Raw genomic sequence first — 25,922 nt, forward strand, 5'->3', positions numbered from 1 at the left:
CGGTCTATGCGCCCGCCATCGCGGCGCTCGCAGGCCCGCACAGCGGTGCTGAGGGAATGCCCGGGAGCCCAGGACAGCGCAGTTGCCGCGCTTCTTGCGTGAACTCAGGGTAGAGAGGAGGAAATTCTGATAAGGAGACACACCTTGGGCCGCGTCCGTTACACGTCCGTGCTCGTGATACTGGCCCTGGCACTCGCCGTCGGCGTTGGCGTGTGGCGCTGGTGGCAGGGGCCCCAGGTGCAGGGGTATGTGCTCGAACGCCGGCCGCTGGTGCAGACGGTGGTGGCGACCGGGCGAGTCGTGACGACCTCCCGGTCCCAGGTGGGCAGTGAAATCACCGGGGTCGTGCTGGAACGCCATGTCGAGGAAGGTGACACCGTGAGGCCCGGCGATACGTTGCTGGTGCTGCGCTCGGATGAGCTCGCCGCCCAGGTGCGCGAGGCCGAGGCGGCGCTGACGGAGCTTGCCACCAGCCGACGCCCCCAGGCCTTGGTGGCGCTCGAGCGCGCCGAATCCGAGCTGGCCCAGGCGCGTCGCGAGACGGCCCGGCGGCGCACGCTGGCCGAGCGCTCGCTGCTCTCCACCGAGGCGCTGGAGCAGGCCGAGCAGGCACAGACGCTGGCGCACAATGCCTTTGATGCCGCCCGGCTGACGGCGACGGCGCTGGCGCCGAGCAACGTCGAAGAGACCCTGCTGCGAGAGCGCCTTGCCGCCCTGCAGGCTAGGCTCGCCAAGACCGTGGTGCGTTCCGAGGTGGCCGGCACGGTGCTGACCCGTGACGCGGAGCCCGGCGACCTGGTGCAGCCTGGCCAGGTGCTGTTCACCATCGCGCTGAGTGGCGCCACCGAGATTCGTGTCCCGCTCGATGAGCGCAACCTTGCCCTGCTGGCCTTGCAGCAGGACGCCATGGCCGTCGCCGATGCCTACCCGCAGCGCCCGTTCCTCGCCCGCGTCAGTTTCATCGCCCCGAGCATCGACCCCCAGCGCGGCACCGTGGAGGTACGGCTGGCGGTCGATCCGGTCCCGGATTTCCTGCGCCAGGACATGACGGTGTCGGTGAACATCGAGACCGGCCGGCGCGAGCAGGCGCTGGCCGTGCCCAACGATGCCCTCGACGATACGCTCGATACCGGGCCGTGGGGTCAGGCGCAGGTACTGGTGGTGCGTGAGGGCAGGGTCCAACGTAGAGAGGTGACCCTGGGATTGCGCGGCCTGGCGATGTCCGAAGTCCTCGACGGGCTGAGGGTGGGCGACCGGGTGCTGGCGAACCCCACGGCCTCCCTCCCGGAAGGGTCGCGGGTACGCTTCACCCAGCGGGCAGCGCCGGTGTCCGGCAGTGGCGAGGACGCCGCCACCCGCAATGAACTGCCGGTGAACTTCAATTGAGCCGCCCGCTGCGGGGTCTGTGGACCGAGTGGACCATCGCGATCGCCTTCCTGCGCGATGGGCGCGCGCAGTCGGTGATGATTGCCGTGGGCGTGGCGGTGGGGGTGGCGGTGATCGTGTTCATCGCGGCCCTGATCCAGGGCCTTCAGTCCAACATCATCGAGCGCACCCTGGGAACACAGGCCCACATTCGTCTGCTGTCGCCGGACGAGGTCAATCGGCTGTTGCCGGCCGCCCCCGGGACCCTGCAGCTGGTCCAGGAAGACCGTCGCGCGCAACGCCTGCGTTCGATCAACAACTGGCAGCAGGTCAGCGCCACCCTCGACCGGCTGCCGGAGCTGACAGCGGTGTCGCCGGTGGTGTCGGGCCCGGCGTTTGCCCGCCGTGGCGAGGCCGTGCAGTCGGTGGCCCTGACCGGGATCGAGGTGGCGCGCTACCGGCGGATCATTCCACTGGAGCGTTACCTGGTCAGTGGCCGGCTGCGGGTGGGGGCCGACGAGGCGCTGCTCGGCAAGCTGCTGGCCGACGACCTGGGCGTGAAGGTGGGCATGAAGCTGCGGCTGGAAACCGGCCAGCAGAACAGCCGGGTGGTGAACATCGCCGGCATCTTCGAACTGGGGGTTCGCGAGCTGGATTCGCGCTATGTGTATCTGGACCTCAAGCAGGCCCAGTCGCTGCTGGACCTGCCCGGCGGGGTGACCGTCATCGACCTGACAGTCGCGGATATCTTCGCGGCGGAGACGATTGCCGACCAGGTGGGGCGCCTGACCTCGCTCAAGGCGGAAAGCTGGATCGAGACCAACGCGCAGCTGATGAATGCCCTCACGGCTCAGAGCCTCTCCACCAACATGATCATCGTCTTCGTGGCCATCTCGGTGGCCTTCGGCATCGCCAGCGTGCTGTCGGTGAGCGTGGTACAGCGCACCCGGGAAATCGGCATCCTGCGGGCCACCGGCGCCACCCGGCGGCAGATCATGCGGGTCTTCCTGATCCAGGGCGCGCTGTTCGGCCTGCTCGGGTCGGTCATGGGCATCGCGGTCAGTTACCTCCTGGTGTGGGTGTTCAACACCTTCGGGCCGGGACTGTTCTACATTCCTGTGCCCACGACATTGGTGGTGGCGGCGCTGCTGCTGGCCACGCTGACCGGCCTTCTGGCAGCTGCCGTGCCGTCGCGCCGTGCCGCGCGACTGGATCCGGTGGTGGCGATACGCTATGTCTGATGCGGCAAGCGAGGTGCTGCGCCTGGAGGCGCTGCGCAAGTCCTACAACGTCGGGCGGCCCAACGAGGCCGAGGTACTGCATGGCATCGACCTGGCCATCGGTCGCCGCGATTTCGCCGCCCTGGTCGGTCCCTCCGGCTCGGGCAAGAGCACGCTGCTGAACCTGCTCGGCCTGCTCGACACGCCGAGCAGCGGCGAGCTCACCCTGCTCGGCCAGGCCACCAGCGGGATGGACGATGCCGGCCGCACCGCGCTGCGCGGCAGCGCCATCGGCTTCGTCTTCCAGTTCCATCACCTGATCCAGGCCTTCAGTGCCCTCGACAACGTGCTGTTGCCGCTGATGCTGACCCGGGGAAAGCCCGATCGGGTGGCCATCGAGCGCGCCCGCGAGCTGCTCGACGCCGTGGGGCTGGAGAGGTTTGCCGACGCCCGGCCCAACCAGCTCTCCGGTGGCCAGCAGCAGCGCGTGGCCATTGCCCGGGCGCTGATCACCGAGCCGGCGCTTCTGTTGGCCGACGAGCCCACCGGCAACCTGGATACCCGCACGGCGGGCGAGGTGTTCGAGCTGTTCCGGCGCTTCAATCGCGAACGCGGCTGTGCGGTGCTGCTGGTGACCCATGACCCGCGCCTCTCCTCCACCTGCGACCGCACCATCGACCTGGTGGATGGGCGTATCGTCAGTGATGCCATGAATGCCTGACGCGGGTGCGGCGTGCGTCGGCAGTACAGCAGCGAGAGACCACCAGGGCGTTGGCCCCTCGCTTCAAGGTGCACCCGTCCCTGGGTGAGCCAGTGGACGTGCGAGCTGCTGGACAATGCTGCGGGGCGCTTCGAGGGCTTAAGCAGCAAGGCCACCCAGAAGAGCCAGGCAGGATCTGCCCGCCAGGACCGCGAAGCCGACTAGAATGTAAAAGGCCTGGACCGCCCACTGGGGGCGGCCACATTTCTCGTGGATCAGGGTCCTGCAGGAAAGGGGGAATACGACATGTCCGCTTATCTTGTCTTCAACTACCGGATCAATGATCGGGAAGCGTACGATCCCTACCTTGCGGCCGTGGCGAGCATCCTGGAAGCCCATGGCGCAGAGATTCTCGCGGCAGATTTCGAAAGCGAAGCCGTGGAAGGCGATGCCGGGCATGTGACGGTGGTGCTGCGGTTTCCTTCGAAGGAAGCGGCGAAGGGATGGTATGACTCACCCGAGTACCAGGAGATCATCGGGTTGCGCGTGGATAACTGCGATGGCCTGGCCGTCCTGGCAAACGGGGTAGGAAGCTGAATCGCGAGCGTAGCCTCGCTGCCCCGAGGGCCGACACCCGACGCAACATGCAGCACCGTGCCAGGGCGGCCGGGACCGTGCCCCCCTTTGCGGGGTGACCACGATCTCGTGATCAAGACGGCGGAAAACCCGGAGTGGAGCCGGCTGCTGTTCGGCAGTGATGACATGCACCTGATGCGCAAGTGTCCCTGTCCGGTCTGGCTGATGAAGCCGGTGGAGAAGACCAACTACCGATGCATCGTCGCGGCCGCCGGTGCCGCTCACCGGCGCAGGTTGTCGATGGGCGGAATGCGGCACAGGCGCAGCAGGCCATTGCGACAGGCCTTGAGCCCAGGGTAGAGGCGGGCGGCGCGCCGGGGGCTGGCGAAAAGGCGATACATCAGCCGGTTGAATACGCCGCTTCGCGTGCCGAGCAGGGTGAGGCGATGCAGGGCCTCGCTGCCGTGGTACCAGCGATCGCCGACCTGCAGGGCGAAGCCCTGGTCCAGGTCGATACCCTGGGCGCTGAGCTCCCGGCGCGCCTCGCTGGCCTGGCGCCCGTCGATCAGCTCGAGTTCGCCGACGTCGCGGCGTATGCGCTGCCAGCGCACATAGCGCCGACATATCGGGCAGTCGCCGTCGTAGACCAGCCGCAGTCGTCGGGCCTCGTCGGGTGCCTGGAAATCGTTCGATCGAGACAATGCGAGCTCCTCTGTGCGGGTGCACATTCAGCCTACGCTCGCCCCGCGCGCCGGGAAACCACCGGTGCGTTGCCCTTGGCCGACCGAGGTGGCTGCGGTTCCCAGGAATAATCGACTCGTCGGGCTCACTTCCCGCCGCTAACATGAGCCAGATCCGATAGTCTTTCCTCCAGGTGAGCCGACGATGCCAGTGATCGGGATACCTCGCCATTCAGTGCCTTTCAGGCCGTTATCGATCGTCCTCGCTTGCCTGCTCGCTGCCCCGCCGAGCTTCGCCGATGACCTGGCATTGCAGAGTCTCGGCCTGCGTGCCCGACTCTCGGAGAGGACCCTGCTGGGGGATGAGGCGCCGGAGGATTTCGAGGAGTACGACCTGTCGGCCAATATCGCGCTGCCCTGGGAGAGCTACTCCACGTCGGGCTGGGGGATGGGCACCCGGTTGATGGCGAGTGCCGGCCTGTTGCGGGGGGCGGGGGAAAATGCGCTCGTCGTGTCGCTCATCCCGGAGGTGACGCTCGGGAGCCAGGATGGGCGTTTCCTCCTGGACCTGGGCGCGGGCGGCGCCCTGTTCAGTCGGCATCGCTTCGGCACGCAGGATTATGGTGGGCCTTTCCAGTTCGCCCTGACCCTGGGGATCGGGGGGCCGTTATATCGACAGCTGGGGCTCGGCTATCGGTTTCTGCACTATTCCGATGCCGCCGTTAATGGATCGGATACGACCGGGGCGGATTTCCACATGATCGAGTTCCGCTACCGGTATTGAGTATCGGGGGCTGTTGCCTCGGGGATCGAGCGGGGCATGCCCCCCGTGCGCTCGGATTGGCGATTTTTTGACCATTCGCCCAAGACGACGCGCGGAAAAAGCTGGATAATGGCGGGTTTCGCTTACGCCCCCTGAATCGACACCCGGTGCTTTGTCCATGGAAATCAAGGTCAACTATCTCGACAACCTCCGGCTGGAGGCCAAGTTCGACGACTTCACGGTCATCTCCGACCAGCCCATCCGCTACAAGGGGGATGGCTCGGCGCCGGGGCCGTTCGACTACTTCCTGGCCTCCTCGGCCATGTGCGCGGCGTACTTCGTCAAGGTCTACTGCAACGCGCGGGACATCCCTACCGAGAACATCCGGCTGTCGCAGAACAACATCGTCGACCCGGAGAACCGCTACAACCAGATCTTCAAGATCCAGGTGGAGCTGCCGGCGGACCTTTCCGACAAGGATCGCCAGGGCATCCTGCGCTCCATCGACCGCTGCACGGTGAAGAAGGTGGTGCAGACCGGGCCCGAGTTCCAGGTCGAGGCAGTCGACAACATCGACGAGGACGCCCAGGCGCTGCTGTTGGGCAAGGCGACGGGCGAGGGCGCCACCTGGATCGAGGGCAAGGACCTGCCACTGGAGCAGACCATCGCCAACATGACCGCGATCCTGGCCGAGCTCGGCATGAAGATCGAGATCGCCTCCTGGCGCAACATCGTGCCCCACGTCTGGTCGCTGCACATCCGCGACGCCGCCTCGCCGATGTGCTTCACCAACGGCAAGGGCGCCACCAAGGAGAGCGCGCTCTGTTCGGCGCTGGGCGAGTTCATCGAGCGGCTGAGCTGCAACTTCTTCTACAACGACCAGTTCTTCGGCGAGCGGATCGCCGGCAGCGCCTTCGTCCACTACCCCAACGAGGAGTGGTTCCAGCCCGGCCCCGACGACGCCCTGCCGGCGGGCATCCTCGACGAGTACTGCCGGGCGATCTACGACCCGGAGGGGGAGCTTCGCGGCTCGAACCTGATCGACACCAACTCCGGCCAGGAGGCGCGCGGCATCGTCTCGCTGCCCTTCGTGCGCCATTCTGACGGCGAGGTGGTCTACTTCCCCTCCAACCTGATCGAGAACCTCTACCTCAGCAATGGCATGAGCGCCGGCAACACCCTGCACGAGGCGCAGGTGCAGTGCCTCTCGGAGATCTTCGAGCGGGCGGTGAAGAAGCAGATCATCGAGGAGGAGCTGGCGCTGCCGGACGTGCCCCAGGAGGTGCTGGCGCGCTACCCGGCCATCGTCGAGGGCATCGAGGCGCTGGAGGCCCAGGGCTTCCCGGTGCTGGTCAAGGATGCCTCGCTGGGCGGGCAGTTCCCGGTGATGTGCGTCACCCTGATGAACCCCAAGACAGGCGGTGTCTTCGCCTCCTTCGGCGCCCACCCGAGCTTCGAGGTGGCGCTGGAGCGCAGCCTCACCGAGCTGCTCCAGGGCCGCAGCTTCGAGGGCCTCAACGACTTCCCGCCGCCTACCTTCAATACGCTGGCCGTCACCGAGCCCAACAACTTCGTCGAGCACTTCATCGACTCCTCGGGGCTGGTCTCCTGGCGCTTCTTCAGCGCCCGTTCAGACGTCGACTTCGTCGACTGGGACTTCTCCGGCAGCGGTTCCAACAGTACGGCCCAGGAGGCCGCGACCCTGTTCGGCATCCTTGAGGAGCTGGGCCTGGAGTCCTACATGGCCGTCCATGAGGACCTGGGCGCGCCGGTGTGCCGCATCCTGGTGCCCGGCTTCTCCGAGGTCTACCCGGTGGAGGACCTCATCTGGGACAACACCAACAAGGCGCTGCTGTTCCGCGAGGACATCCTGCACCTGCACGAGCTGAGTGACGCCCAGCTGGCCGACCTGCTCGAGCGCCTGGAGGAGAGCCAGATCGATGACCACCAGGACATCATCACCCTGATCGGCATCGAGTTCGACGAGAATACCGAGTGGGGCCAGCTCACCATCCTCGAACTGAAGCTTTTGATCAACCTGGCGCTGGGCCAGCACGAGGAGGCGCTGGAGCGGGTCGACATCTTCCTGCAGTACAACGACAACACCGTGGCGCGTAACCTCTTCTATCGCGCGGTGAGTGCGGTACTGGAGGTCCTCCTCGACGACGAGCTGGCGCTGGACGACTTCCTGCACAACTTCCGGCGCATGTTCGGCGAGGCGACCATGGAGGCCGTGGTGGGCTCGGTGAACGGCAGCGTGCGCTTCCATGGCCTGACCCCGACCAGCATGGCGCTGGAGGGGCTGGAGAAGCACCAGCGCCTGATCGAGAGCTACCAGAAGCTCCACGCCCATCGCGCGGCCAAGGCCGGGGTGGCCGTGGCGAAGGCGTAGCGCGCCGTCGGGAGTCGACGACGCCCTGCATCACAACGCCCCCGCGCCAGCTGCCTGGCGTGGGGGCGTTGCGTTATGGCGTTATGCGTAGCCAGGCGCTGGGTGGGCCGGGTACGGCGGGCGTTCGGCAGAGGAAGGTGCCACCTCCGGGATAACACTGCGTCCGATTGTCTCAAGACTGTAGCTGGCATGATTGTTTAAAATAGCTGTTTGAATCTGTTGGTGGCATACCCCCGTAGCGAGCCCCACGCGGTCACGGGCCCGAACCGCGCCTTGACCATCCGCGCGGCCCCACGTCACCGCCATGTCCAAGGATGTTCGATGCGATACATCGTCCTGCCGCTGTTGATACTGCTGATGCTGGCCGGCTGCCAGGAAGGGGACCCCGAACCTGCCGAGACCGAGCCACGCTGGGTGAGGACCGCCACGCTGACCGCGAACACTGCTGCCACGCTTTCGCTGACCGGGGTGCTGCGTGCCCGCTACGAAACCCCTCAGGCCTTCCAGGTCAGCGGCCGGATCGCAACCCGCCATGTCGATGCCGGGCAGGCGGTTCGCCAGGGGGAGGTGCTCTTTACCCTCGACCCGAGCGACCTGGAGGAGGCGCTCGCCGCGGCGCGCGCGGAGCTGGCCGCGGCCGAGGCCTCGCTGGCCGTGGCCGAGGCGGACCTGGCCCGCGACCGGCAGCTGCTGGAGAAGGACTACCTCAGCCGCCAGGCGTTCGAGCGCTCCGAGCTTGGCGTGCGCGAGGCCACTACCCGCCGTGACGCCGCCAGGGCCCGCGTGGCCCAGGCCCGCAACGCGCTGGAGTACGCGACCCTGCGCGCCGAGGCCGATGGCGTGCTGATCGAGGTCAGCGGCGAGCCGGGGCAGGTGGTCGGCGTCGGCCAGGCGGTGGCTCGGCTGGCCCAGGAGGGCCCACGCGAGGTCGAGGTCAACTTTCCTGCCCGGTTGCGTCCGCCGGAAACCGGCGAGCTGCTGCGGGACGAGCGTCGCATCGCCCTGACCCGCCGCGAGGTGGCCGGTGCCGCCGACCCCGCGAGTCGCACCTGGCGCGCCCGCTATCGGCTGGAGGGGCCACTCGAGGAGCGCGGCCTGGGCGACATCGTCGAGGCCCGCTTCCCCCTGGCGGAGGGCGAGGTTGCCGGGCACTTCCGGGTACCCGTGGCGGCGCTGGACGAGCGCGGTGACGGGGCGCAGCTATGGCGGATCGTGGAGGGCCAGGCGCAACCGCTGGCGGTGACCGTGGCGCGCATCACCCGCGAGCACGCCCGGGTCAGCGGCGAGGGGCTCGAGGCGGGAGAGGCGGTTATCAGCCTGGGGACCCACCTGCTCACGCCGGGCATGGCGGTGCGCCCGCTGGAGGAGAAGGGCACACCGTGAGCTTTCCCAACCTCTCCGCGCTGGCCGTCCGCGAGCGCGCCGTTACGCTGTTCTTCCTGGTGATCGCGCTGCTGGCGGGGCTCTATGCCTTCGCCTCCCTGGGGCGCGCGGAGGACCCCGACTTCACCGTGAGGGTGATGATGGTCTCGGCCGTATGGCCCGGTGCCTCGCCACAGGAGATCCAGGAGAGCGTGGTGGACCCGCTGGAGAAGCGCATCCAGGAGGTCGACGATCTCTACCGCATCGAGACCACCATTCGTCCGGGGCGCGCCGATCTCAAGGTGGAGTTCGAGGACGACACCCCCGGCGAGGAGATGTCCGAGCGCTTCTACCAGGTGCGCCGCCGCATGCAGGACGCCGCCCCGAGCCTGCCCGACGGCGTGGTGGGCCCGCTGATCAACGAGGATTTCGGTGACGTCTACTTCTCGCTGGTCGCCCTGCGCGCCCCGGACATGCCGATGCGCGAGATGGTGCGCGAGGCCGAGGATATTCGCGATCGCCTGCAGCGCGTCGAGGGCGTCAACAAGGCGCAGGTGCTGGGCGAGCGCCAGGAGCGGATGCATCTCGACTTCGACCTGGCCAGGCTGCAGAGCCTGGGGATTTCCCCCCAGGCCGTCTTCGCCGCCATCGAGGCGCACAACCGCCTGCTGCCTGCCGGTCGCGTGGATACCGATGGCCCGCGCATGTACCTGCGGTTGAACCAGGACCTTTCGGACCCCGAGGCGCTGGCCGAGGTGCCCATTCGCATCGGTGAGCGATTGATTCGCCTGGGCGACATCGCCGAGGTCTCGCGCGGCTATGAAGACCCGCCGAGCTATCTGGTGCGCGCCTTCGGCGAGCAGGCACTGCTGCTGGGCGTGGTGATGCAGAACGGCGAGAACGGCCTCGAATTCGGCGAGCGCCTGAGTGCCTTCTGGCAGCAGGAGCGCGAGCGGCTGCCGCTGGGCATGTCGCTCGACGTGATGACCGACCAGGCGGATGCCATCGCCGGGGCCGTGAACCTCTTCCAGGTGAAGTTCCTGGTCGCCGTGCTGGTGGTGATGCTGGTCACCATGCTGGCCGTGGGGCTGCGTGCCGGCATCGTGGTCGGCATCGCCATTCCGGTGACGCTGGCGCTGACCTTCGTGGTGATGCTGGCGATGGGCATCAACCTGGACCGCATCACCCTGGGGGCGCTGATCATCGCCCTGGGGCTGCTGGTCGACGATGCCATCATCGCCATCGAGATGATGATCGTGAAGATGGAGGAGGGGTGGGACCGGCTCGAGGCCGCCGCCCACGCCTGGAACGTCACCGCCGCGCCGATGCTCTTCGGCACCCTGGTCACGGTGGCCGGCTTCGTGCCGATCGGCTTTGCCCAGTCCGCCGTGGGCGAGTATGCCGGCAACATCTTCTGGGTGCTGGGCATCGCGCTGCTGCTGTCGTGGATCGTGGCGGTGGTGTTCACCCCCTACCTGGGGGTCAAGCTGCTGCCCGAGCAGAAGGTCGCCCACCCGACCCAGGAGGCGTACCAGTCCCGCGGCTATCGGCGCCTTCGCGGCGTTGTCAGCGCCTGCGTGCGCTACCGCAAGAGCGTGGTGGTGGTGACGGTGGCCCTGCTGGTGGCCGCCGTGGCGGGCATGGCCGGGCCGGTGGAGAAGCAGTTCTTCCCCAGCTCGGACCGCCCCGAGGTGCTGGTCAGCGTCTACCATCCGCAGGGCACGGCAATCGGCGCGACCGACGCCACCACCCGGCGCCTCGAGGCGCTGATCGGCGAGGCCGAGGGCGTGGCCTCGCTCTCCGCCTACGTGGGGGCCGGCGCGCCGCGCTTCTTCATCTCCGCCAACCCGGAGCAGCCCAACCCGGCGTTTGCCAAGCTGATCGCCGTGACCGAGGGCGTCGAGGCCCGGGAGCGGCTGATCGAGAGGCTCGACGAGCGCATCGCGGCCGGCGCCTTCCCCGAGGCGCGGGTGCGCGTGCAGAAGCTGCTCTATGGCCCGCCGGTGGACTGGCCGGTGAGCATCCGCGTGCTCGGCGACGAGCCCGACCGCCTGCGCGAGATCGGCCACCAGGTGCGCGAGGTGATCGCCGAACACCCCGCTACCCGCGACCCGCACCTGGAGTGGGACGAACGGGTGCCCCGGCTGCACCTGGCGATCAACCATCACCGGCTGCAGCTGATCGGCCTGACGCCGGACGAGGTGGCGCGCCAGCTGCAGTTCCAGCTGGACGGCATCACCATCACCGAGCTGCGCGACGGCATCCGCCTGGTGCCCGCCGTGGGGCGCGGGGCCGCCCAGGACATCGCCGACCTGCAGAGCCTCGAGGTCGTCAACCGCGCCGGCCAGCGGGTGCCGCTCACCCAGCTCGGCGAGCTGGAAACCGTCTTTGAAGAGCCGGTGATCAAGCGCTACAACCGCCGGCCCTTCGTGGCCGTGAATGCCGAGATCGAGGGCGCCCAGCCCAACGACGTGACCCTTGAGGTCTGGGAGGCGCTGGCGGCGGTGCGGGAGCGCCTGCCTGCCGGCTATGCGCTGCAGATCGGGGGCTCGGTGGAGCAGTCGGACAAGGCGCAGGCCTCGATCCAGGCCCTGCAGCCGCTGATGGTGGTGCTGATGCTGATCTTCATCATGCTGCAGATGCGCTCCTTTGCCGGCACCTTCATCGTGGTGGCCACGGCGCCGCTGGGGCTGATCGGCGCGGTGGCGGCGCTGCTGCTGTTCCAGCAGCCCTTCGGCTTCGTGGCGACCCTGGGGCTGATCGGCCTGGCGGGCATCCTGATGCGCAACACCCTGATCCTCACCCAGCAGGTCGCGGATAACGCCAACGCCGGGATGGCAATGCGCGACGCCGTGGTGGAGGCGGCCGTGCAGCGCGCCCGCCCGGTGGTGCTCACGGCGGTGGCGGCAATGCTGGCGTTCGTTCCCCTGACGCTGGACAGTTTCTGGGGGCCGCTGGCCTACGTGCTGATCGGCGGCGTGGCCGTGGGCACCCTGATCACCCTGCTGTTCGTGCCGGCGCTCTATGCCCTCTGGTACCGCATCGCCTCGCGTGCCGACTGACGCCTGGTCGGGTTGTCACGCCGGCGAGGTAGGATGCATCCTGCAGGCCCCGATCAGCTCGCGCCACCGGACGCGGCGCGAGCCATGGACGCAGCGGCGACAGCAGGAGGTCAGATGGCAGGGGTGAGTACCGCATTCGTGATGCTGGCAGCACTCTTCTGGGGGCTGTCCGGTGGCATCGGCGGAATGCTCGTAGCCGACGGCTGGGACCCGCTGGTCGTCTCCTTCTACCGCGGCGCGATTGGGCTAGTGTTCGTGCTCGCCTGGCTGGGGTTGCGTCACCGCGACAGCGGCCTGGCCGATCGCCGGCTATGGGGCTGGTCGCTGATGGCCGGGCTGGGCGTGGCCGGCAACTTCACCTTCTACTTCGTGAGCATCTCCCAGGGCAGCGTGGCGGTGGCGGCGACGCTGATGTACTGCGCCCCGGTGTTCGTCTTTCTCGTCTCCTTCGCCCTCGGGCTCGAACGGCCCACGCCGCTCAAGTGGGTCGCCATCGCCATGGTGATGCTGGGGATCGTGCTGCTGACGCGCATCTACGACATCCAGCCGGGCGGGGTGACCCCCATCGGCATCGCCGCCGGGATGCTCTCCGGGCTCTCCTACGCGCTCTTCATCTTCGGCTTCAAGTACGCCGCCCCCCACGGCAGCCCCCAGGCCACGCTCGTCATCGCCTTCGCGGTGCTCTCGCTGATCCTCTTGCCGCTGGGCGATACCGGCCAGACCCTCTCGGCGCTGGGCACCCCGAGCTGGCCGCTCTTCGTCACGCTGGGCGTGCTGGGCGCCGGCGTGTCGTTCATCCTCTATGTCGTCGGGCTCAACGATACGCCCCCGGCCGTTGCCGCCATCGTGGCCATGGTCGAGCCGGTCACGGCCTCGCTGTTCGGCGTCCTGGTGCTCGATGAGCGCCTGGTCGGGCTCGAGCTCGTCGGCATGGGCCTGATCCTGCTCACGGTAACGGCATTGAGCGTTTCCTCCAGCTCACGGTAAGCCCCTTCCGCCCAGCGCACGGATGACGGGTGGGGTGCCGATGGCCGGCTTCCCGACCCATCACCATGCCGCCTTGCAACGAGCCGAGATCGAGCTGCCGGCACTGGTGGTGGGCGAGGAGGACCGCATGCTGCCGCCGCCGCTCTCCCGTCGGATCCAGCAGGGGGTGGCTGATGCCAGCCTCACGACCATTCCAGGCGCCGGGCACCTGACGCCCCTCGAGCAGCCGGAGGTGGCTTGCGACACGGCGGCAGGGCAGGATGAAAAGCACTGGCGCCCTGGGCGACTGGCGCCTGGAGATACCGAGCGTCCGGGCCAGGCCCGGCTCATGGTGTGGCACATCGATATCGGGATGGGGGAGGGTGGGGGGTGGATACCGATACCTTTGCGTGGAAGGCCCTCGGCCTGGGGCCGCGGTTTCGTGTCGAGCTCGCCGAGGCGGGCGTGACGCTCCATCGCAACGAGGCGACGACCTTCATCCCCTATGCCGAGATCGCCAGGGTCCATCTGCAGGAGGTTCCGCGTTCATCCCCGGCGGCGCAGCTGCATGTCGAGCTCGTCGACGCCAAGGGGAAGGGTATGGCGTTCCATGCCGCGGCCGGCATGGGCGCCCACGAGGAGCTCGACCAGTGCCGTCAGGCCGCCGCGGCGCTGCTGGGGCGCCTGGCGCACGTGCAGCCAGCGGTGGAGGTCTACGAAGGGATGCGCAAGGACAGGCCGCTGCGGTTCCTGGCCGTGGCGCTGATCCTGCTGGCGGTGCCTGCCCTGGTCTGGGCGTTCGACCATTTCCTGCTCGGCAACCCTGAGCGGGCGGCCATTCTTGGCATCACGCTGGGCGTGTGTTTCCTCTTCGGCACCCTCTGGACCTTCCGACGCAACCGCAGGGCCACGCCGACGCCGATCGGCGATGCGATCCGACAGCTGGAGGGGGGAGTCGTAGCCTGGTGCGGTCATCGTGAAGGGCGCGTGATCAGCGCAGCGCCGCGTCATGCCGCTCGCGACTGTCGGCGGGTGCCTGCTCGCGGTCGTGCATCCCGTAGTCGCGGATCACCCCGGCCACGCGCAGGCGGTAGTCGTCGAAGACCACCTCGCGGCCCAGGGACTGGGCGGCGCGGTGGCGCTCCACCCGGCGCCATTCGGCGATGGCTTCCTCGTCGCGCCAGAAGGAGAGCGAGAGCAGCTTGCCCGGCTGGGCCAGGCTCTCGAAGCGCTCGATGGAGATGAAGCCATCGATCTCCTCCAGCAGCGGGCGCAGGCCGGCGGCGATGTCGAGGTAGTGGTCGCGCTGGTCGGGGTGCGGCTCGACTTCGAAGATGACGGCGATCATGGCGGCTCCTGGAGAATGGACGCACAATTCGCCAAGGCGCACGAAGGCGACGATGCCGACGCGGCCCCTGGCGGGCATTACCCCTGAACGTAAGGCCAAACGGCCCGCGAGTCACTCATCCAGCGGGGTCAGAGCGTTCGCCATGGGATCGGCGGGGGTGCCTGCAGGGGCTCCCTCACCGCTTTCAGGACCTGGGGCAGCGCCGCTGAACCGAAACGTTCGACTTGCGAGGGCTTCGGCATGCGCTCAAGAGAAGTGCTCTTCAGCGGGCGACCGGTCCGGGACCGGTGGCGCTCGGGACAGCCGCCTGGCTGCGCCGCAATGACCGTGCCGGGGCCCGGCCCGGTCTGCTCGGCGGGATCTTGGTCTATAACTTGGTGATCGGTATTGCGCTGGCGGTGGCCGCCGCTCATGCCTGACGCGTACGAGGCAATGAGTCTCGTATACCCCCTTCAAACATGAAACCCGACGGCTGTGCGCGACATCGCCCTGACCAGGCAACAGCCTGAACCTGAGGTAGGGATGATGCGTTTCCAGCATTTGGTGGATTCATTGTCGGTTGTCGGCTTCTTCTTAGCGTTCACGGTCGTTGCGCTGATCACGCTCGAGGTCGGTTACCGCCTCGGGCACTGGTGGCAGACGCGATCGTCCAACGAGCAGCAGGGCCCCACCAGCATGATCGTGGGCTCACTCCTGGCCCTGATGGCTTTCCTCCTCGCGATCACGATGGGGATGTCGTCCGATCGTTTCGACACGCGCCGCAGCCTGGTGCTCGTCGAGGCGAACTCCGTGGGCACCACGTATCTCCGTGCTGGCTACCTGTCCGAGCCGGCTTCGAGCACGATACGGGACCTGCTCCGCGCCTACGTGCCCCTGCGCATCGTGACCAACGATCTCGCAGACCTCAAGGTGAGGATGGACCGCTCGGTCGAGATCCAGGCCGAGCTCTGGTCGATCACCGAAGAACTAGCCCGCGCCACGCCCGACTCCGACGTCCTGGCTCTCTTCATCGCGTCACTGAACGAGATGATCGACGTGCACGAAACGCGGGTTGTTGCGGGCCTTTACGCGCGTGTTCCCGAGACGATCCTCATCCTGCTTCTCCTCGGCTCGCTGCTGACGCTGGCGATGGTGGGTTACAACGCGGGCCTCAGCCTTCGGCGCAGCCCCCTCGCCGCGGTCGTTCTCGTAATCGTCCTTGGGGCGGTCATCACGCTCGTGGTCGATCTCGACCGACCCCGTGACGGCTTCCTTGAGGTGAGCCAGCAGCCGCTCATCGACCTCCAGCAGCAGATCGGGCAACTGTCGCCAGCGAGCCCTTCGACGTAGACGGCTTGCCGCCCAGCCAACCGGTTGCACCGGACGGCGCTGGCTCACCGCCGCCTGCGTGAACGTTATCCTGGGATAGGAGGCGCGAAGATGAAGACGATAGGGCTGATCGGCGGCATGAGCTGGGAATCGACCCAGACCTACTACCGGCTCATCAACCAGGGGGTGAAGGCGCGGCTGGGCGGGCTGCACTCCGCCCGGCTGGTGCTCTACAGCCTGGACTTCGCCGAGATCGAGGCGCTCCAGCGCCGCGGCGACTGGGCGGAAACCGCGCGCCTCCTCGGCGCGGTGGCCCAGTCCCTGGCGGCGGCCGGCGCCGACTTCCTGGTGCTGTGCACCAACACCATGCACAAGGTCGCCCCGCAGCTCGAGCAGGCCGTGGAGATTCCCCTGCTGCACATCGCCGATGCCACCGCCAACGCGCTGCACCGTCAGGGCGTGACCCGGGTGGGGCTGCTGGGCACCCGTTTCACCATGGAGCAGGCCTTCTACCGGGAGCGCCTGGAGGCGCAGGGCATCCAGGTGCTGGTTCCCGATGCCGCCCAGCGCGAGCGGGTACACGCCGTCATCTATGACGAGCTCTGCCGCGGCGAGATCCGGGCGGATTCCAGAGCCGCCTACCTGGCGATCGTTGCCTCGCTGGCCGGTCACGGCCTCGCTATTCGGCGTCCTGGTGCTCGACGAGCGCCTGGTCGGGCTGGAGCTGTGATCCTGCTCACGGTGACGGCGTTAAGCCTCTCCTCGAGCTCTCGGTAGGCCCCCTCCCGCCCAGAGCCCCCCCTGGGGCGCTGGCCGATCAGCGAGGCGCCGGGTCGTGTCGTTCGCGGCTGTCGGCCGGCGCCTGCTCGCGGTCGTGCATCCCGTAGTCGCGGATCACCCCGGCCACGCGCAGGCGGTAGTCCGCGAAGACCTCCTCGCGGCCCTTGGTCTGGGCGGCGCGGTGGCGCTCCACCCGGCGCCATTCGGCGATGGCCTCCTCGTCGCGCCAGAAGGAGAGCGAGAGCAGCTTGCCCGGCTGGGCCAGGCTCTCGAAGCGTTCGATGGAGATGAAGCCATCGATCTCCTCCAGCAGCGGGCGCAGGCCGGCGGCGATGTCGAGGTAGTGGTCGCGCTGGTCGGGGTGCGGGACGACTTCGAAGATGACGGCGATCATGGCAGCTCCTGGTGAACGGATGCGCATCGCGACATGGCGCGAGAAGGCGGCGATGCCGACGCGCCCATGGTGGCATCTCTCACTGAACCTAGAGCCAAATGGCCCCTGCGTCACTCACTCGGCGGCGCTCAGAGCGTGCGCCAGGGGATCGGCGGGGGCGTCAGCAGGGTGTCGGTCACCGCCTTGAGTGCCGCTTCCAGGGCCTCCCGCGAGCGGGCCCCGCCCAGGCAGAGTCGCACCGCCTGGGGCGCCGGCTCGCTGCCCACGCAGAAGGGCTCTGGGCCGGTCAGGCGCACGCCGCGCTCCTTCAGGGCGGCGAGCAGCTCGGCGGCGCGCAGCCCCTCCGGCAGCGTCAGCCAGAGGTTGTTGCCGTGGTGCCGCCCGGAGGGGGCATAGTCCGCCAGCCACCGGCGGGCCAGGCGCTGGCGCTCGGCCTGCTCCTCGCTCTGCCAGGCCAGCAGGCGCTCGGCATCGGCGCTCTCCACGCAGCGGCACACCGCCTCCACCATCAGCGACGGGACCATCCAGCTCTGGGCGCGCACCGCCGCGCCCAGCGGCTCCTGCAGCGCCTCTGGCACCCGCAGGGCGCCGATGCGCAGCCCCCCCGCCAGCACCTTGGCGGTGCTGAAGGCGAACAGGGTGCGCTCCGGGGCCAGCCGGTAGAGCGGGGTGCCGCGCTCGGCTTCCGGCAGGTACTGCACCCCATCCTCCAGGATCCAGAACTCGTGCTGCCGGGCAAGTTCGGCCAGGCGTTCGCGCCGCGTCTCGCTGAGCACGGCGCCGGTGGGGTTGTTCTGTTCCGGCGTGACGTAGACCAGCCGCGGCGGCTGCTGGGCACACAGCCGTGCCAGGGCCTCCAAGTCCATGCCCGCGTCGTCCAGGGGCACGGCCAGGGTCTTGAGGTGCGCCTGGCGGGCGGCACCGATCAGCCCGGGATAGGTGAGCGCATCGGCGGCGATGCGCTCGCCGGGGCGCGTCAGCGCCCGCAGCGTCAGGTCGATGCCGTGCTGGCCCCCCTGGGTGATCACCAGCGCCCCCGGCGAGACCGGCATGCCCAGGCGGGTCATCCAGGCGGCAAGGCGCTCGCGGTGCCCCGCCAGCCCGCGCTCCGGCTGGTAGGCCACGGCGCGCTCCAGCACCTCTCGATCCTCGGCGATCCCGGCGAGCGCCTGGCCCAGCAGCGTGGCGCGCAGCGGGTGGGGCGGGGGCAGGCTGAGGCTGAGGTCGATCAGGCCCTCGTCCTCCGCCGGGGTGGCGGCCAGGAAGGGGGCGGCGGCGGCTTGCTCGGCGACGCGCACATAGGTGCCGCTGCCCACCCGCGCCGAGACCGCGCCTCGACGCTCGGCCTCGGCGTAGGCGCGTGACACCGTGCCCACGGTCACGCCCAGGGCATCGGCCAGGCGGCGCTGGGGAGGGAGCTTCTCGCCCGGGGCCAGCTCGCCGGCCTGGATGGCCCGGGCGATCGACTCGGCGATGGCCCAGTATCGGGGGCCCTCGGCATCGAGCCGGGGAGTCCAGATTGTCATGGTGACAATAAAACCTTTGACGCCAGAATTGCGCCCGTTAAGCTGAAAATTCACGGGCTGTATCGACAATAACGCCGAAATTGTATGGGTGCAATATGCTGGAAGCCGTGGCATTCCTGGGGCCGGCGGCCCTCTACATGATCTCCATGACCATCACCCCGGGCCCCAACAACGTGATGCTCACCGCCTCCGGGGCCAACTTCGGCTTCCTGCGCACCCTGCCGCATATGCTCGGCATCCTGGGGGGCTGCTTCCTGCTGTTCGCCGGCATTGCCCTGGGGCTGGGCCTGCTCTTCGAGCGCTACCCGCTGGTGCAGACGATCCTGCGGGTGGTGGGAAGCGGCTACCTGCTCTACCTGGCCTGGCGCATTGCCACGGCGCCGCCGCCGGACCTGCGCCGGCGCGGCGAGGGGCGCCCGCTAGGCTTCTGGCAGGCGGCCGCCTTCCAGTTCGCCAACCCCAAGGCCTGGGTGATGGGGCTGGCGCTGATGGCGGGCTTCCTGCCCAGCGACGGCAATACCTTGGTCAACGCCCTGCTGCTGGCCGGTTTCGCCGAGCTGGTGGGCTTTCCCTGCATCGCGCTCTGGGCGGGCTTCGGCATGGCCATCGGCCGCTGGCTCGACACGCCGCGCGCCTGGCGGGTCTTCAACGGCGTGATGGGGGCGCTCACCGCCGCCTGCGTGATCTTTATCCTGGGATAAGAGGAGGGGAGATGAGGACGATAGGGCTGATCGGCGGCATGAGCTGGGAATCGACCCAGACCTACTACCGGCTCATCAATCAGGGGGTGAAGGCGCGGCTGGGCGGGCTGCACTCCGCCCGGCTGGTGCTCTACAGCGTGGACTTCGCCGAGATCGAGGCGTTGCAGCGCCGCGGCGACTGGGCGGAAACCGCGCGCATCCTCGGCGCGGCGGCCCGCTCCCTGGCGGCGGCCGGCGCCGACTTCCTGGTGCTCGGCACCAACACCATGCACAAGGTCGCCCCGCAGCTCGAGCAGGCCGTGGCGATCCCCCTGCTGCATATCGCCGATGCCACCGCCAACGCGCTGCACCGGCAGGGTGTGACCCGGGTGGGGCTGCTCGGCACCCGCTTCACCATGGAGCAGGCCTTCTACCGCGAGCGCCTGGAGGCGCAGGGCATCCAGGTGCTGGTTCCCGATGCCGCCCAGCGCGAGCGGGTGCACGCCGTCATCTATGATGAGCTCTGTCGCGGCGAGATCCGGGCAGACTCGAAAGCCGCCTACCTGGCGATCGTGGCCACGCTGGCCGGGCAGGGCGCCCAGGGCGTGATCCTCGGCTGCACGGAGATCGGGCTGTTGATCCAGGGCGACGATACGGACGTTCCCCTCTTCGATACCACCGCCATCCACGCCGAACAGGCGGTGGAGGCGGCGCTTGCGGCCCAGGACGCATAGCACATGTCGGCCAGGACCAGTCGGATGAGCCTCCATGGAAAAAACCTCGCCGGCTGTCGATCTGGACCTGCTTCATTCGACTACCGGGTGAGATGTTCCGGTTGAGCACAAGGGTGAATAGGTTTCGATCACTTGTTCGTACTCTTATGCATGGAGCGAAGCTACCAGGCGGTACTCGACCTGGAACCATGATGGAGGAGCCTATGACGAAGATTGCAAAGAACACGATCTGCCTTTGGTACGAACGTGATGCCGAAGAGGCGGCGAACTTCTACGCCAGGACCTTTCCCGATTCCTCCGTCGGCGCGGTCCATCGCGCACCGGGAGACTACCCGGCGGGCAAGCAAGGTGACGTCTTGACCGTCGAGTTCACCGTGCTGGGCATACCCTGCCTGGGGCTTAACGGTGGGCCAGGGATCCAGCACAACGAGGCGTTCTCGTTCCAGGTGGCCACCGAGGATCAAGCCGAGACCGATCGTTACTGGAATGCCATCGTCGACAACGGCGGCCAGGAGAGCGACTGCGGCTGGTGCAAGGACAAGTGGGGCATCTCCTGGCAGATCACCCCCATCGCGTTGACCAGGGCCTACACCAGCCCCGACCGCGCCGCCGCCCAGCGGGCGTTCGATGCCATGATGACGATGAGGAAAATCGAGATCGCCGCAATCGAAGCGGCGGTTCGTGGCGAGTAGCCGACGGTCTGACAACAGCATGCCGCGGATGGCGCTGCGTGCCGCCTCTGATGCCGAATGTTGACCGCCCAAGCAAGGCCCCCGAGTCACTCATCTGGCTCGGGGGCCTTGCGTTTGGGCGCCGTGATGCTTCAGCGGCCGGCGTTGATGCCTGCACCCGTTGATCCTCACCTGCGACCAATCGGGGTGTGGCATCCATCGGCACTCTCGCATACGCTGACCGCTTAATGTCGCTTAGACGGCTAGGCAGCATGCCAACAACGCAAGACGCAGGGACTACCGCAGTGATGGCAGGGAGCCATCATTGCCTGCCGGGTAGGGGCGGTAGCGTGCCTTAAAAATGGGGGTCTGTTCCCGATTACCCAGGCGCTTTGCGCGCGAGAATTCTCCAATATCCCCCCAAGGGCTGATCGAGGACGTGGCGGTAGAGAAACACGGGTGCATTCAGTGCCTGGTTCTGAGTAGCCGCCACCATATGCCTCTCCACCGCCAGGTGTCCCGGGAAGGCATTCACCTCGGAGGCTTCCATGCTGGCGGGGTGCCGGATCCCATAGAAACGGATGAAGTAGCATTTCCACCAGCCATAGGCCTTCTCGTTACGTGGGCTATAGCGCGTCACCCGCATAGTGGCCTTTGCGCGGTCTATCATCATTGGTGGCTTCCCAGGTGTCTACATACAGTTATCTTTTCGTTGTATGGGTATACGTACAGACTTATTGGTGAAGGTAGAACGCGCAAGAAAGCGAATCCTGCACGGGTAGCCAATCTACAATTATTTATTTAGAATCAATTGGTTAAGTGAATCTTTGTAAGCTGCGTTTGCCGGAACAATTGGTCTAATTATAGAACGTACCGTCCAATACCTGTTAGCCACGCAAAGGAAGCCCTTTGTAATGTCTCAACGATATTATTCAAACGTTTACTGGCATTTTACTGGATCGCCAGAAGGCGTTGATTGGTCTCTTGCTCGGTGTCCTAAGGACATAACAGAACAAGGTGCAGCACTGGAGCCAGAGAAAGGAGCTGAAACACTATGTCTGATTCTAGAATCCTCGAAACTGCTGGCAACATGCACAGAAACCATTACTGATGGTTTAAGCACTGATAGTTTTTGCAGTGTGACTGATATCCCCCTGAAGGATTTGCCATCCCACTCTCCTTATTACGGAAAAGTTGCACTTGGATTTAAGGCCAAGGCAATCCATGAAAGCTTTGTTCCCGTTCTATACATCCCAAAACAGAACTTGCCGGCAGTGAAAAGGCTGATTCCTAATCCTGAACTTCAGAGAATGGCCAGCGAATTATTTGGATATGGGCCAGGTTTTTGGGAGCAGCAAGGAATGAAGATGCTGCATCAAGCAGAACAAAACAAGCATGAAGTGACGGAAATAAAAAAAGAAGAAGTTGGCGGGTTCTTAGCCAACTTCCTAAAGATCACTGACTTCGATAGTGACCCTCGAAATACCTATTATCGCGAAAGGGAATGGAGGTGTATCGGTGATTTTTATTTCGATAAAGGTAATATCGAAGCAGTAGTCGCACCTAAAGAGGTTTTGCCAATGATACGAGAAAAATTGGCGGAGCTTGAAATTACAGAAACAAGCGTTCTCGCATGGGAATTTATCGAGGATGCGTAGTAAGCGAAAAAATCGCGAAACTTGGACGCACTAAGGTGCGCCTATGCATTCTGGCAGTAGTTTTGTATATTAATAACAAGCGACATAGTAGTGAAAAAGGTTTAAAATCAGCATAAGGGATTTGAATGCTACACACTAAAGAACCAAGAGAGCAGAATGGCAGAGATTCTTTTAGTCGATATAGGGCTCAAGTGCGTTCTGCAGCAATGGCTAGCTTGGCTATCTTGGAGGGTGGTAGCATAGATCGCGTTTACTGTGATCTACACGATGACTTCGTTGTTCGTCGTAAGGATGAAAATGGGTTTAGCTATGTTTTCTATCAAGTTAAAACCAAATCAAAGCAAAACCACAACTGGTCACTTGGTGAAGTTTTTGGCTTAAATAGTAAAGTGAAGAATCAGAGTAAGCAATCTCCCACTAAAATCAAAGATAGTTTTGTCGGTAAGTTATTATTACATACGGTGGTATTCGACAAACACTGCAATAGTGTTGTATTTCAAACAAACATTAACAACAGTGATGATGTGGATGCTCTTTTAATTGATGTAGAATCTGGGGTATTTGAAGATAAATTTTGCCAGGCACTTATTGAAAAATTCAATGAGTGCTACGAGGATGTGATAAACGGGAAGTTAACAGAAAATAAAATAAAAGAAAATCTAAATAAGCTAAAGTTTGAAGCCGATGTGCAATATCTTAAGGAAGGCAATAATAACTTCCGACCTCTTGTAGGTGAAAAAATTTATGAATATAGTGAAGTTGATCTTGGAAGGCTAGAGCTTGAGGAAATAATATTAAAGCTGCTTGATCTGATCGAAAGAAAATCCAGCTCAATAATAAAGGAAATAACCCCTGAGAGCATTGAGGAATATGCAGGTGTTTCAATTGATGATCTTCTTTCTGTTCTAAGTATATCTAAAGACGCATATTATAACCTTCTCGACGGCGGTGATAGCAAAGCAGTAAAATCAGCTTCTATCATTCAGAGAACATTACAAAGTGCTGGATCGGGAATGCAGGAGATTGAGTACTGTACACGATGCAAAACCAATTGGGACCTATGGTTTAGAAAAAATCGGCATGTAATAAGCGAGCTTGATTTAAATGCAATAACCCAAAGTGTCAAAAAGCTTTTTTCAGATGTGGTTTCGCCCGGTAATCAAGTATTAATCGCATCGCTAAAAGGGCCTATCGAGGAAGCGGTTAATGATTTGGAATCAAAAAAGCTATTATATGATTTGAATGAAGACCTATTGTTGGGAGCATTCTTTTCCGAGCTCGTAAAGGTTAAGTCATGAATTTTGAATCATTTTTTCAAGCCGCAAATGAGAACCAGGCTGTTATCAGTATTGACAGCGAAAAGCAGAGCAGTGGCAGCTTTCTCAGTAATGAAGCATTATTCCAACTCCCACTGATTAGTCTGATTGTATTACTTTTAGCAAAAGATAGACGTAAGCCTTATGTCTCAGAAGTTGGCCAGCTTGTTGGAGAAAGTATCGAAGACAGTATGTTCGGATTTAAAGGGTCTTCACAGCATATTGGTTGGTCTGCGAATTTAAGAGTAAGGACAGTAAAAGCTTTGAGCTTCTTAGAGGAAGCCAATCTCATTGAGATACAAAATAGAAAAGGCCGATTGCAAATAACTGAGTTGGGAAAAAAGTCATAAGTCGTGCCTTGAGTAAAGATGATAATTTAGCATGGAATCTGACAGTAATATCTCGCTCGTATCGAAATATTTGTGTGTCTAAGCAGTTGGATATGGAATTATAATGAAACTTGTTGACCTTAAGATAGTAGCGAGTGGAAAATCTGGCTGGGAATCAGAAACACTATATTTTGGCGAACATATAACACACCTATTCGGCCCAAATGGATGTGGAAAGACTCCAGTCGTTCAGTCAATAGTCTATTGCTTGGGATATCCATCGATATTCAGGAATGATATTTATGAAAGATGTAATTATGCGATTCTTACAATCGAGATATGCTCAAAAAATTATACAATAAAAAGAGTAATTGCAAGAAATGATGTAGATATAACAGTTGTTGAGCCGGATAAAACAGAGCAGCGCTTTTACAACGAGAAAGAATATTCAGAATACCTATTTTCTCTAGTTGGCATTGAGCCTAATAACTTAGTCGGAATCAATAATAAATCAGCGCGACCATACCTGGCTACTTTATTGCCAATATTTTTTCTTGATCAAGATGATGGCTACAAGGAAATCTATTATTCTCCGAGTAAATTTATAAAAGATCAGTTCGTTGAAATGGGCAGGTTGGTTTTTGATTTGCCACCTAAAAACCCATTTGATAGAAAAAAAGGCAAGTTGAGAGCAAAAGAAAGGTTAACTTTTCTAGACCGCCAGGTCGAGGTTAGTGAAAGAAATTTAGAATTAGCCAAAGAAAAAATACAAGGAATAAATGAATCTCCCGAAAGCATAAAAATTGAAATAGCTCTTCTCGAAGGCGAAATCGAAAACTTAAAGAGCTCAGAAGCTAATCATGATGACTCCTTAACTGCAATCAACAGGCTTATAAAGAGATCAAAGAATACAGTTTTTTCAATTAGAGAAGAAGCCATTGATACTGAGAAGCGAATAAACAGCTTTAATAAAATAACATCAGAAATCCACTCAGAAATTGAAACATTGAGTCTAAACGAAGAGGCTAGGCGAGTTTTTCTTTCCTTTGATGAGATATGTGGGTCTTCGAGTTGTCAGCTATTTCAAACAAGCTCTGATTCTTACGCAAAGAACTTGCTCTATCTAAAAGATCAAATAAAAGATCTTGAAAGAAACTCAGTACTAGACTCTTCAAAGCTTTCGCGCTTACAAGACAGGGAGTCCGAGCTTAAAGACGAACTTTCAGACTTGGTGGACAAGAGAAATAATATTCTCCAGAAAAGTGAAATATCATCTCTCATTGATACTATTTCTAATCTGAAAAATAAAATATTTGAACTTCAGGGGCGGTATGATATTTTAAGTCAGTATGGTTATTTAGAAGAAATGCATATTAATTTACTTCGAGAGCGGCAATATGCTTTCGAGGAAGATAAGTCATTAAGCTCAAATTCTGCATCAGTATCAGAGCTTGTGAAGCTACGTTCAGAATTACGGCAGCTTTATCTGGACTGGCTGGATTTGCTTAATACAAGCAACGTGAGCAGGGATATTACATTCCGAGATGATTTTGTTCCTGTGTTAGGAAAAGAATCAATAGCACAGCTAAAAGGAAGTACTCGTATACGAGCCATTCTTGCTTACCATGCAGCTTTGATTGAGTTGATAACTAAGAATAGCTCTAAGCCTTTTAATTTTTATATTCTTGATACTCCAAAGCAGCACGAAATACATAACAACGACTTGGATTGTTACATCAAAGCCCTTAAGAAGCTGGCAATTGAAGCTGAGGTACAGATCGTTTTTTCCACAACTGAATATCACTACGATGGAGATTTTCAGGATAAAGAGTGGACACCCAAGTTTCCAGGAGAAAAACAAAAAATGTTTCTATCTGGAAATCCAATAGGTAAAGTTAAATCGTAAATTTAGCTGACGCCTACGGCGCACCTGGTTTAGGTGTTAAACACTCAGAAAAAATATGTTAGCGTGCCAAGAAAAAGCCCCCAGCCAGATCATGAACTGACCCCCAATAGTTGGACGGTTCATTCAGCCGGCGCCCAAGGCCTGAGTCCTGTACTGTACGGGGCTCAGGCCTTTTAGTTTCAGCTT

25 protein-coding genes are annotated in these 25,922 nt (G+C 62.6%); 19 read left to right on the forward strand and 6 right to left on the reverse strand.

Features of this window, described 5'->3' with window-relative positions; all coding sequences use genetic code 11:
- Positions 1-144 precede the first annotated feature (144 nt).
- From DFP85_RS11020 to DFP85_RS11035, 4 genes are all read left to right on the forward strand, one after another.
- Entirely contained in the window at positions 145-1,386 is a 1,242-nt protein-coding gene (locus DFP85_RS11020; protein WP_133636333.1) for an efflux RND transporter periplasmic adaptor subunit, read from the forward strand.
- Positions 1,383-2,606 (forward strand): ABC transporter permease, encoded by a 1,224-nt coding sequence (locus DFP85_RS11025; RefSeq protein WP_208108496.1) that lies wholly within the window; start codon positions 1,383-1,385, stop codon positions 2,604-2,606. The genes DFP85_RS11020 and DFP85_RS11025 overlap by 4 nt, the downstream gene beginning before the upstream one ends.
- Positions 2,599-3,306 carry an ABC transporter ATP-binding protein gene (locus DFP85_RS11030; RefSeq protein ID WP_133636334.1) on the forward strand — a complete coding sequence of 236 codons (708 nt, stop codon included), beginning with the start codon at positions 2,599-2,601 and terminating at the stop codon, positions 3,304-3,306. Before DFP85_RS11025 ends, DFP85_RS11030 begins: the two co-directional genes overlap by 8 nt.
- Before the next feature lie 285 nt (positions 3,307-3,591).
- Positions 3,592-3,882 (forward strand): DUF1330 domain-containing protein, encoded by a 291-nt coding sequence (locus tag DFP85_RS11035; protein ID WP_133636335.1) that lies wholly within the window; start codon positions 3,592-3,594, stop codon positions 3,880-3,882.
- A 260-nt stretch (positions 3,883-4,142) separates the two neighbouring features.
- Here the strand turns inward: DFP85_RS11035 and DFP85_RS11045 are convergent, their stop codons facing one another.
- A complete protein-coding gene (locus tag DFP85_RS11045) occupies positions 4,143-4,562 on the reverse strand; it encodes a DCC1-like thiol-disulfide oxidoreductase family protein (protein WP_133636336.1) in 420 nt (139 codons plus the stop codon).
- Between the two features lie 184 nt (positions 4,563-4,746).
- Between DFP85_RS11045 and DFP85_RS11050 the strand changes: the two genes are divergently transcribed.
- From DFP85_RS11050 to DFP85_RS11075, 6 genes are all read left to right on the forward strand, one after another.
- The gene (locus tag DFP85_RS11050; protein ID WP_133636337.1) at positions 4,747-5,325 is read left to right on the forward strand and encodes an acyloxyacyl hydrolase; all 579 of its coding nucleotides are present in this window, start codon (positions 4,747-4,749) and stop codon (positions 5,323-5,325) included.
- A 157-nt stretch (positions 5,326-5,482) separates the two neighbouring features.
- Positions 5,483-7,696: an OsmC domain/YcaO domain-containing protein gene (locus tag DFP85_RS11055; RefSeq protein ID WP_133636338.1), complete on the forward strand. Its 2,214-nt coding sequence runs from the start codon at positions 5,483-5,485 to the stop codon at positions 7,694-7,696.
- Positions 7,697-8,017: 321 nt separating this feature from the next.
- A complete protein-coding gene (locus tag DFP85_RS11060) occupies positions 8,018-9,079 on the forward strand; it encodes an efflux RND transporter periplasmic adaptor subunit (protein ID WP_133636339.1) in 1,062 nt (353 codons plus the stop codon).
- Positions 9,076-12,120, forward strand: a complete 3,045-nt coding sequence (locus DFP85_RS11065) for an efflux RND transporter permease subunit (RefSeq protein ID WP_133636340.1) — start codon at positions 9,076-9,078, stop codon at positions 12,118-12,120. The genes DFP85_RS11060 and DFP85_RS11065 overlap by 4 nt, the downstream gene beginning before the upstream one ends.
- A gap of 114 nt (positions 12,121-12,234) precedes the next feature.
- Positions 12,235-13,107: a DMT family transporter gene (locus tag DFP85_RS11070; protein ID WP_133636341.1), complete on the forward strand. Its 873-nt coding sequence runs from the start codon at positions 12,235-12,237 to the stop codon at positions 13,105-13,107.
- A gap of 40 nt (positions 13,108-13,147) precedes the next feature.
- Positions 13,148-13,555 (forward strand): alpha/beta fold hydrolase, encoded by a 408-nt coding sequence (locus tag DFP85_RS11075; protein ID WP_133636342.1) that lies wholly within the window; start codon positions 13,148-13,150, stop codon positions 13,553-13,555.
- A gap of 77 nt (positions 13,556-13,632) precedes the next feature.
- Here the strand turns inward: DFP85_RS11075 and DFP85_RS11080 are convergent, their stop codons facing one another.
- Together DFP85_RS11080 and DFP85_RS11085 are read right to left on the reverse strand one after the other, a co-directional pair.
- On the reverse strand, positions 13,633-13,893 hold the full coding sequence (locus DFP85_RS11080; protein ID WP_133636343.1) for a hypothetical protein: 261 nt from the start codon (positions 13,891-13,893) through the stop codon (positions 13,633-13,635).
- A gap of 184 nt (positions 13,894-14,077) precedes the next feature.
- Complete coding sequence (locus DFP85_RS11085; RefSeq protein WP_133636344.1) at positions 14,078-14,434, reverse strand: antibiotic biosynthesis monooxygenase family protein; 357 nt, start codon at positions 14,432-14,434, stop codon at positions 14,078-14,080.
- A gap of 522 nt (positions 14,435-14,956) precedes the next feature.
- On the opposite strand from DFP85_RS11085, the gene DFP85_RS11090 reads away from it, so the two are divergent.
- Positions 14,957-15,763: a bestrophin-like domain gene (locus tag DFP85_RS11090; RefSeq protein WP_133636345.1), complete on the forward strand. Its 807-nt coding sequence runs from the start codon at positions 14,957-14,959 to the stop codon at positions 15,761-15,763.
- A 90-nt stretch (positions 15,764-15,853) separates the two neighbouring features.
- Entirely contained in the window at positions 15,854-16,519 is a 666-nt protein-coding gene (locus tag DFP85_RS11095; RefSeq protein ID WP_133636346.1) for an aspartate/glutamate racemase family protein, read from the forward strand.
- 40 nt (positions 16,520-16,559) lie between these two features.
- On the opposite strand, the gene DFP85_RS11100 is transcribed toward DFP85_RS11095, so the two are convergent.
- Both DFP85_RS11100 and DFP85_RS11105 read right to left on the reverse strand, forming a co-directional pair.
- Positions 16,560-16,916: an antibiotic biosynthesis monooxygenase family protein gene (locus DFP85_RS11100; protein WP_133636347.1), complete on the reverse strand. Its 357-nt coding sequence runs from the start codon at positions 16,914-16,916 to the stop codon at positions 16,560-16,562.
- A gap of 128 nt (positions 16,917-17,044) precedes the next feature.
- Positions 17,045-18,442 carry an aminotransferase-like domain-containing protein gene (locus tag DFP85_RS11105; protein ID WP_133636348.1) on the reverse strand — a complete coding sequence of 466 codons (1,398 nt, stop codon included), beginning with the start codon at positions 18,440-18,442 and terminating at the stop codon, positions 17,045-17,047.
- A gap of 95 nt (positions 18,443-18,537) precedes the next feature.
- On the opposite strand from DFP85_RS11105, the gene DFP85_RS11110 reads away from it, so the two are divergent.
- The 3 genes from DFP85_RS11110 to DFP85_RS11120 all read left to right on the forward strand — a co-directional run bounded on the left by DFP85_RS11110 (position 18,538) and on the right by DFP85_RS11120 (position 20,548).
- Complete coding sequence (locus tag DFP85_RS11110; RefSeq protein WP_133636349.1) at positions 18,538-19,143, forward strand: LysE family translocator; 606 nt, start codon at positions 18,538-18,540, stop codon at positions 19,141-19,143.
- Between the two features lie 11 nt (positions 19,144-19,154).
- Positions 19,155-19,856: an aspartate/glutamate racemase family protein gene (locus tag DFP85_RS11115; protein WP_133636350.1), complete on the forward strand. Its 702-nt coding sequence runs from the start codon at positions 19,155-19,157 to the stop codon at positions 19,854-19,856.
- 203 nt (positions 19,857-20,059) lie between these two features.
- On the forward strand, positions 20,060-20,548 hold the full coding sequence (locus DFP85_RS11120) for a VOC family protein (RefSeq protein ID WP_133636351.1): 489 nt from the start codon (positions 20,060-20,062) through the stop codon (positions 20,546-20,548).
- A gap of 358 nt (positions 20,549-20,906) precedes the next feature.
- Here the strand turns inward: DFP85_RS11120 and DFP85_RS19285 are convergent, their stop codons facing one another.
- The gene (locus DFP85_RS19285) at positions 20,907-21,200 is read right to left on the reverse strand and encodes a site-specific integrase (RefSeq protein WP_133636352.1); all 294 of its coding nucleotides are present in this window, start codon (positions 21,198-21,200) and stop codon (positions 20,907-20,909) included.
- Between the two features lie 241 nt (positions 21,201-21,441).
- Here DFP85_RS19285 and DFP85_RS11130 point away from each other — a divergent pair, with 241 nt between their 5' ends.
- The 4 genes from DFP85_RS11130 to DFP85_RS11145 all read left to right on the forward strand — a co-directional run bounded on the left by DFP85_RS11130 (position 21,442) and on the right by DFP85_RS11145 (position 25,736).
- Entirely contained in the window at positions 21,442-22,185 is a 744-nt protein-coding gene (locus DFP85_RS11130) for an abortive infection system antitoxin AbiGi family protein (protein ID WP_133636353.1), read from the forward strand.
- Between the two features lie 125 nt (positions 22,186-22,310).
- Positions 22,311-23,483 carry a dsDNA nuclease domain-containing protein gene (locus DFP85_RS11135; protein ID WP_133636354.1) on the forward strand — a complete coding sequence of 391 codons (1,173 nt, stop codon included), beginning with the start codon at positions 22,311-22,313 and terminating at the stop codon, positions 23,481-23,483.
- The gene (locus tag DFP85_RS11140) at positions 23,480-23,851 is read left to right on the forward strand and encodes a hypothetical protein (protein ID WP_208108497.1); all 372 of its coding nucleotides are present in this window, start codon (positions 23,480-23,482) and stop codon (positions 23,849-23,851) included. The genes DFP85_RS11135 and DFP85_RS11140 overlap by 4 nt, the downstream gene beginning before the upstream one ends.
- 103 nt (positions 23,852-23,954) lie before the next feature.
- The gene (locus DFP85_RS11145) at positions 23,955-25,736 is read left to right on the forward strand and encodes an AAA family ATPase (protein WP_133636355.1); all 1,782 of its coding nucleotides are present in this window, start codon (positions 23,955-23,957) and stop codon (positions 25,734-25,736) included.
- Positions 25,737-25,922: the final 186 nt, after the last annotated feature.

The sequence above is a fragment of the Halomonas ventosae genome (genome assembly GCF_004363555.1).
Lineage (GTDB): Bacteria > Pseudomonadota > Gammaproteobacteria > Pseudomonadales > Halomonadaceae > Halomonas > Halomonas ventosae.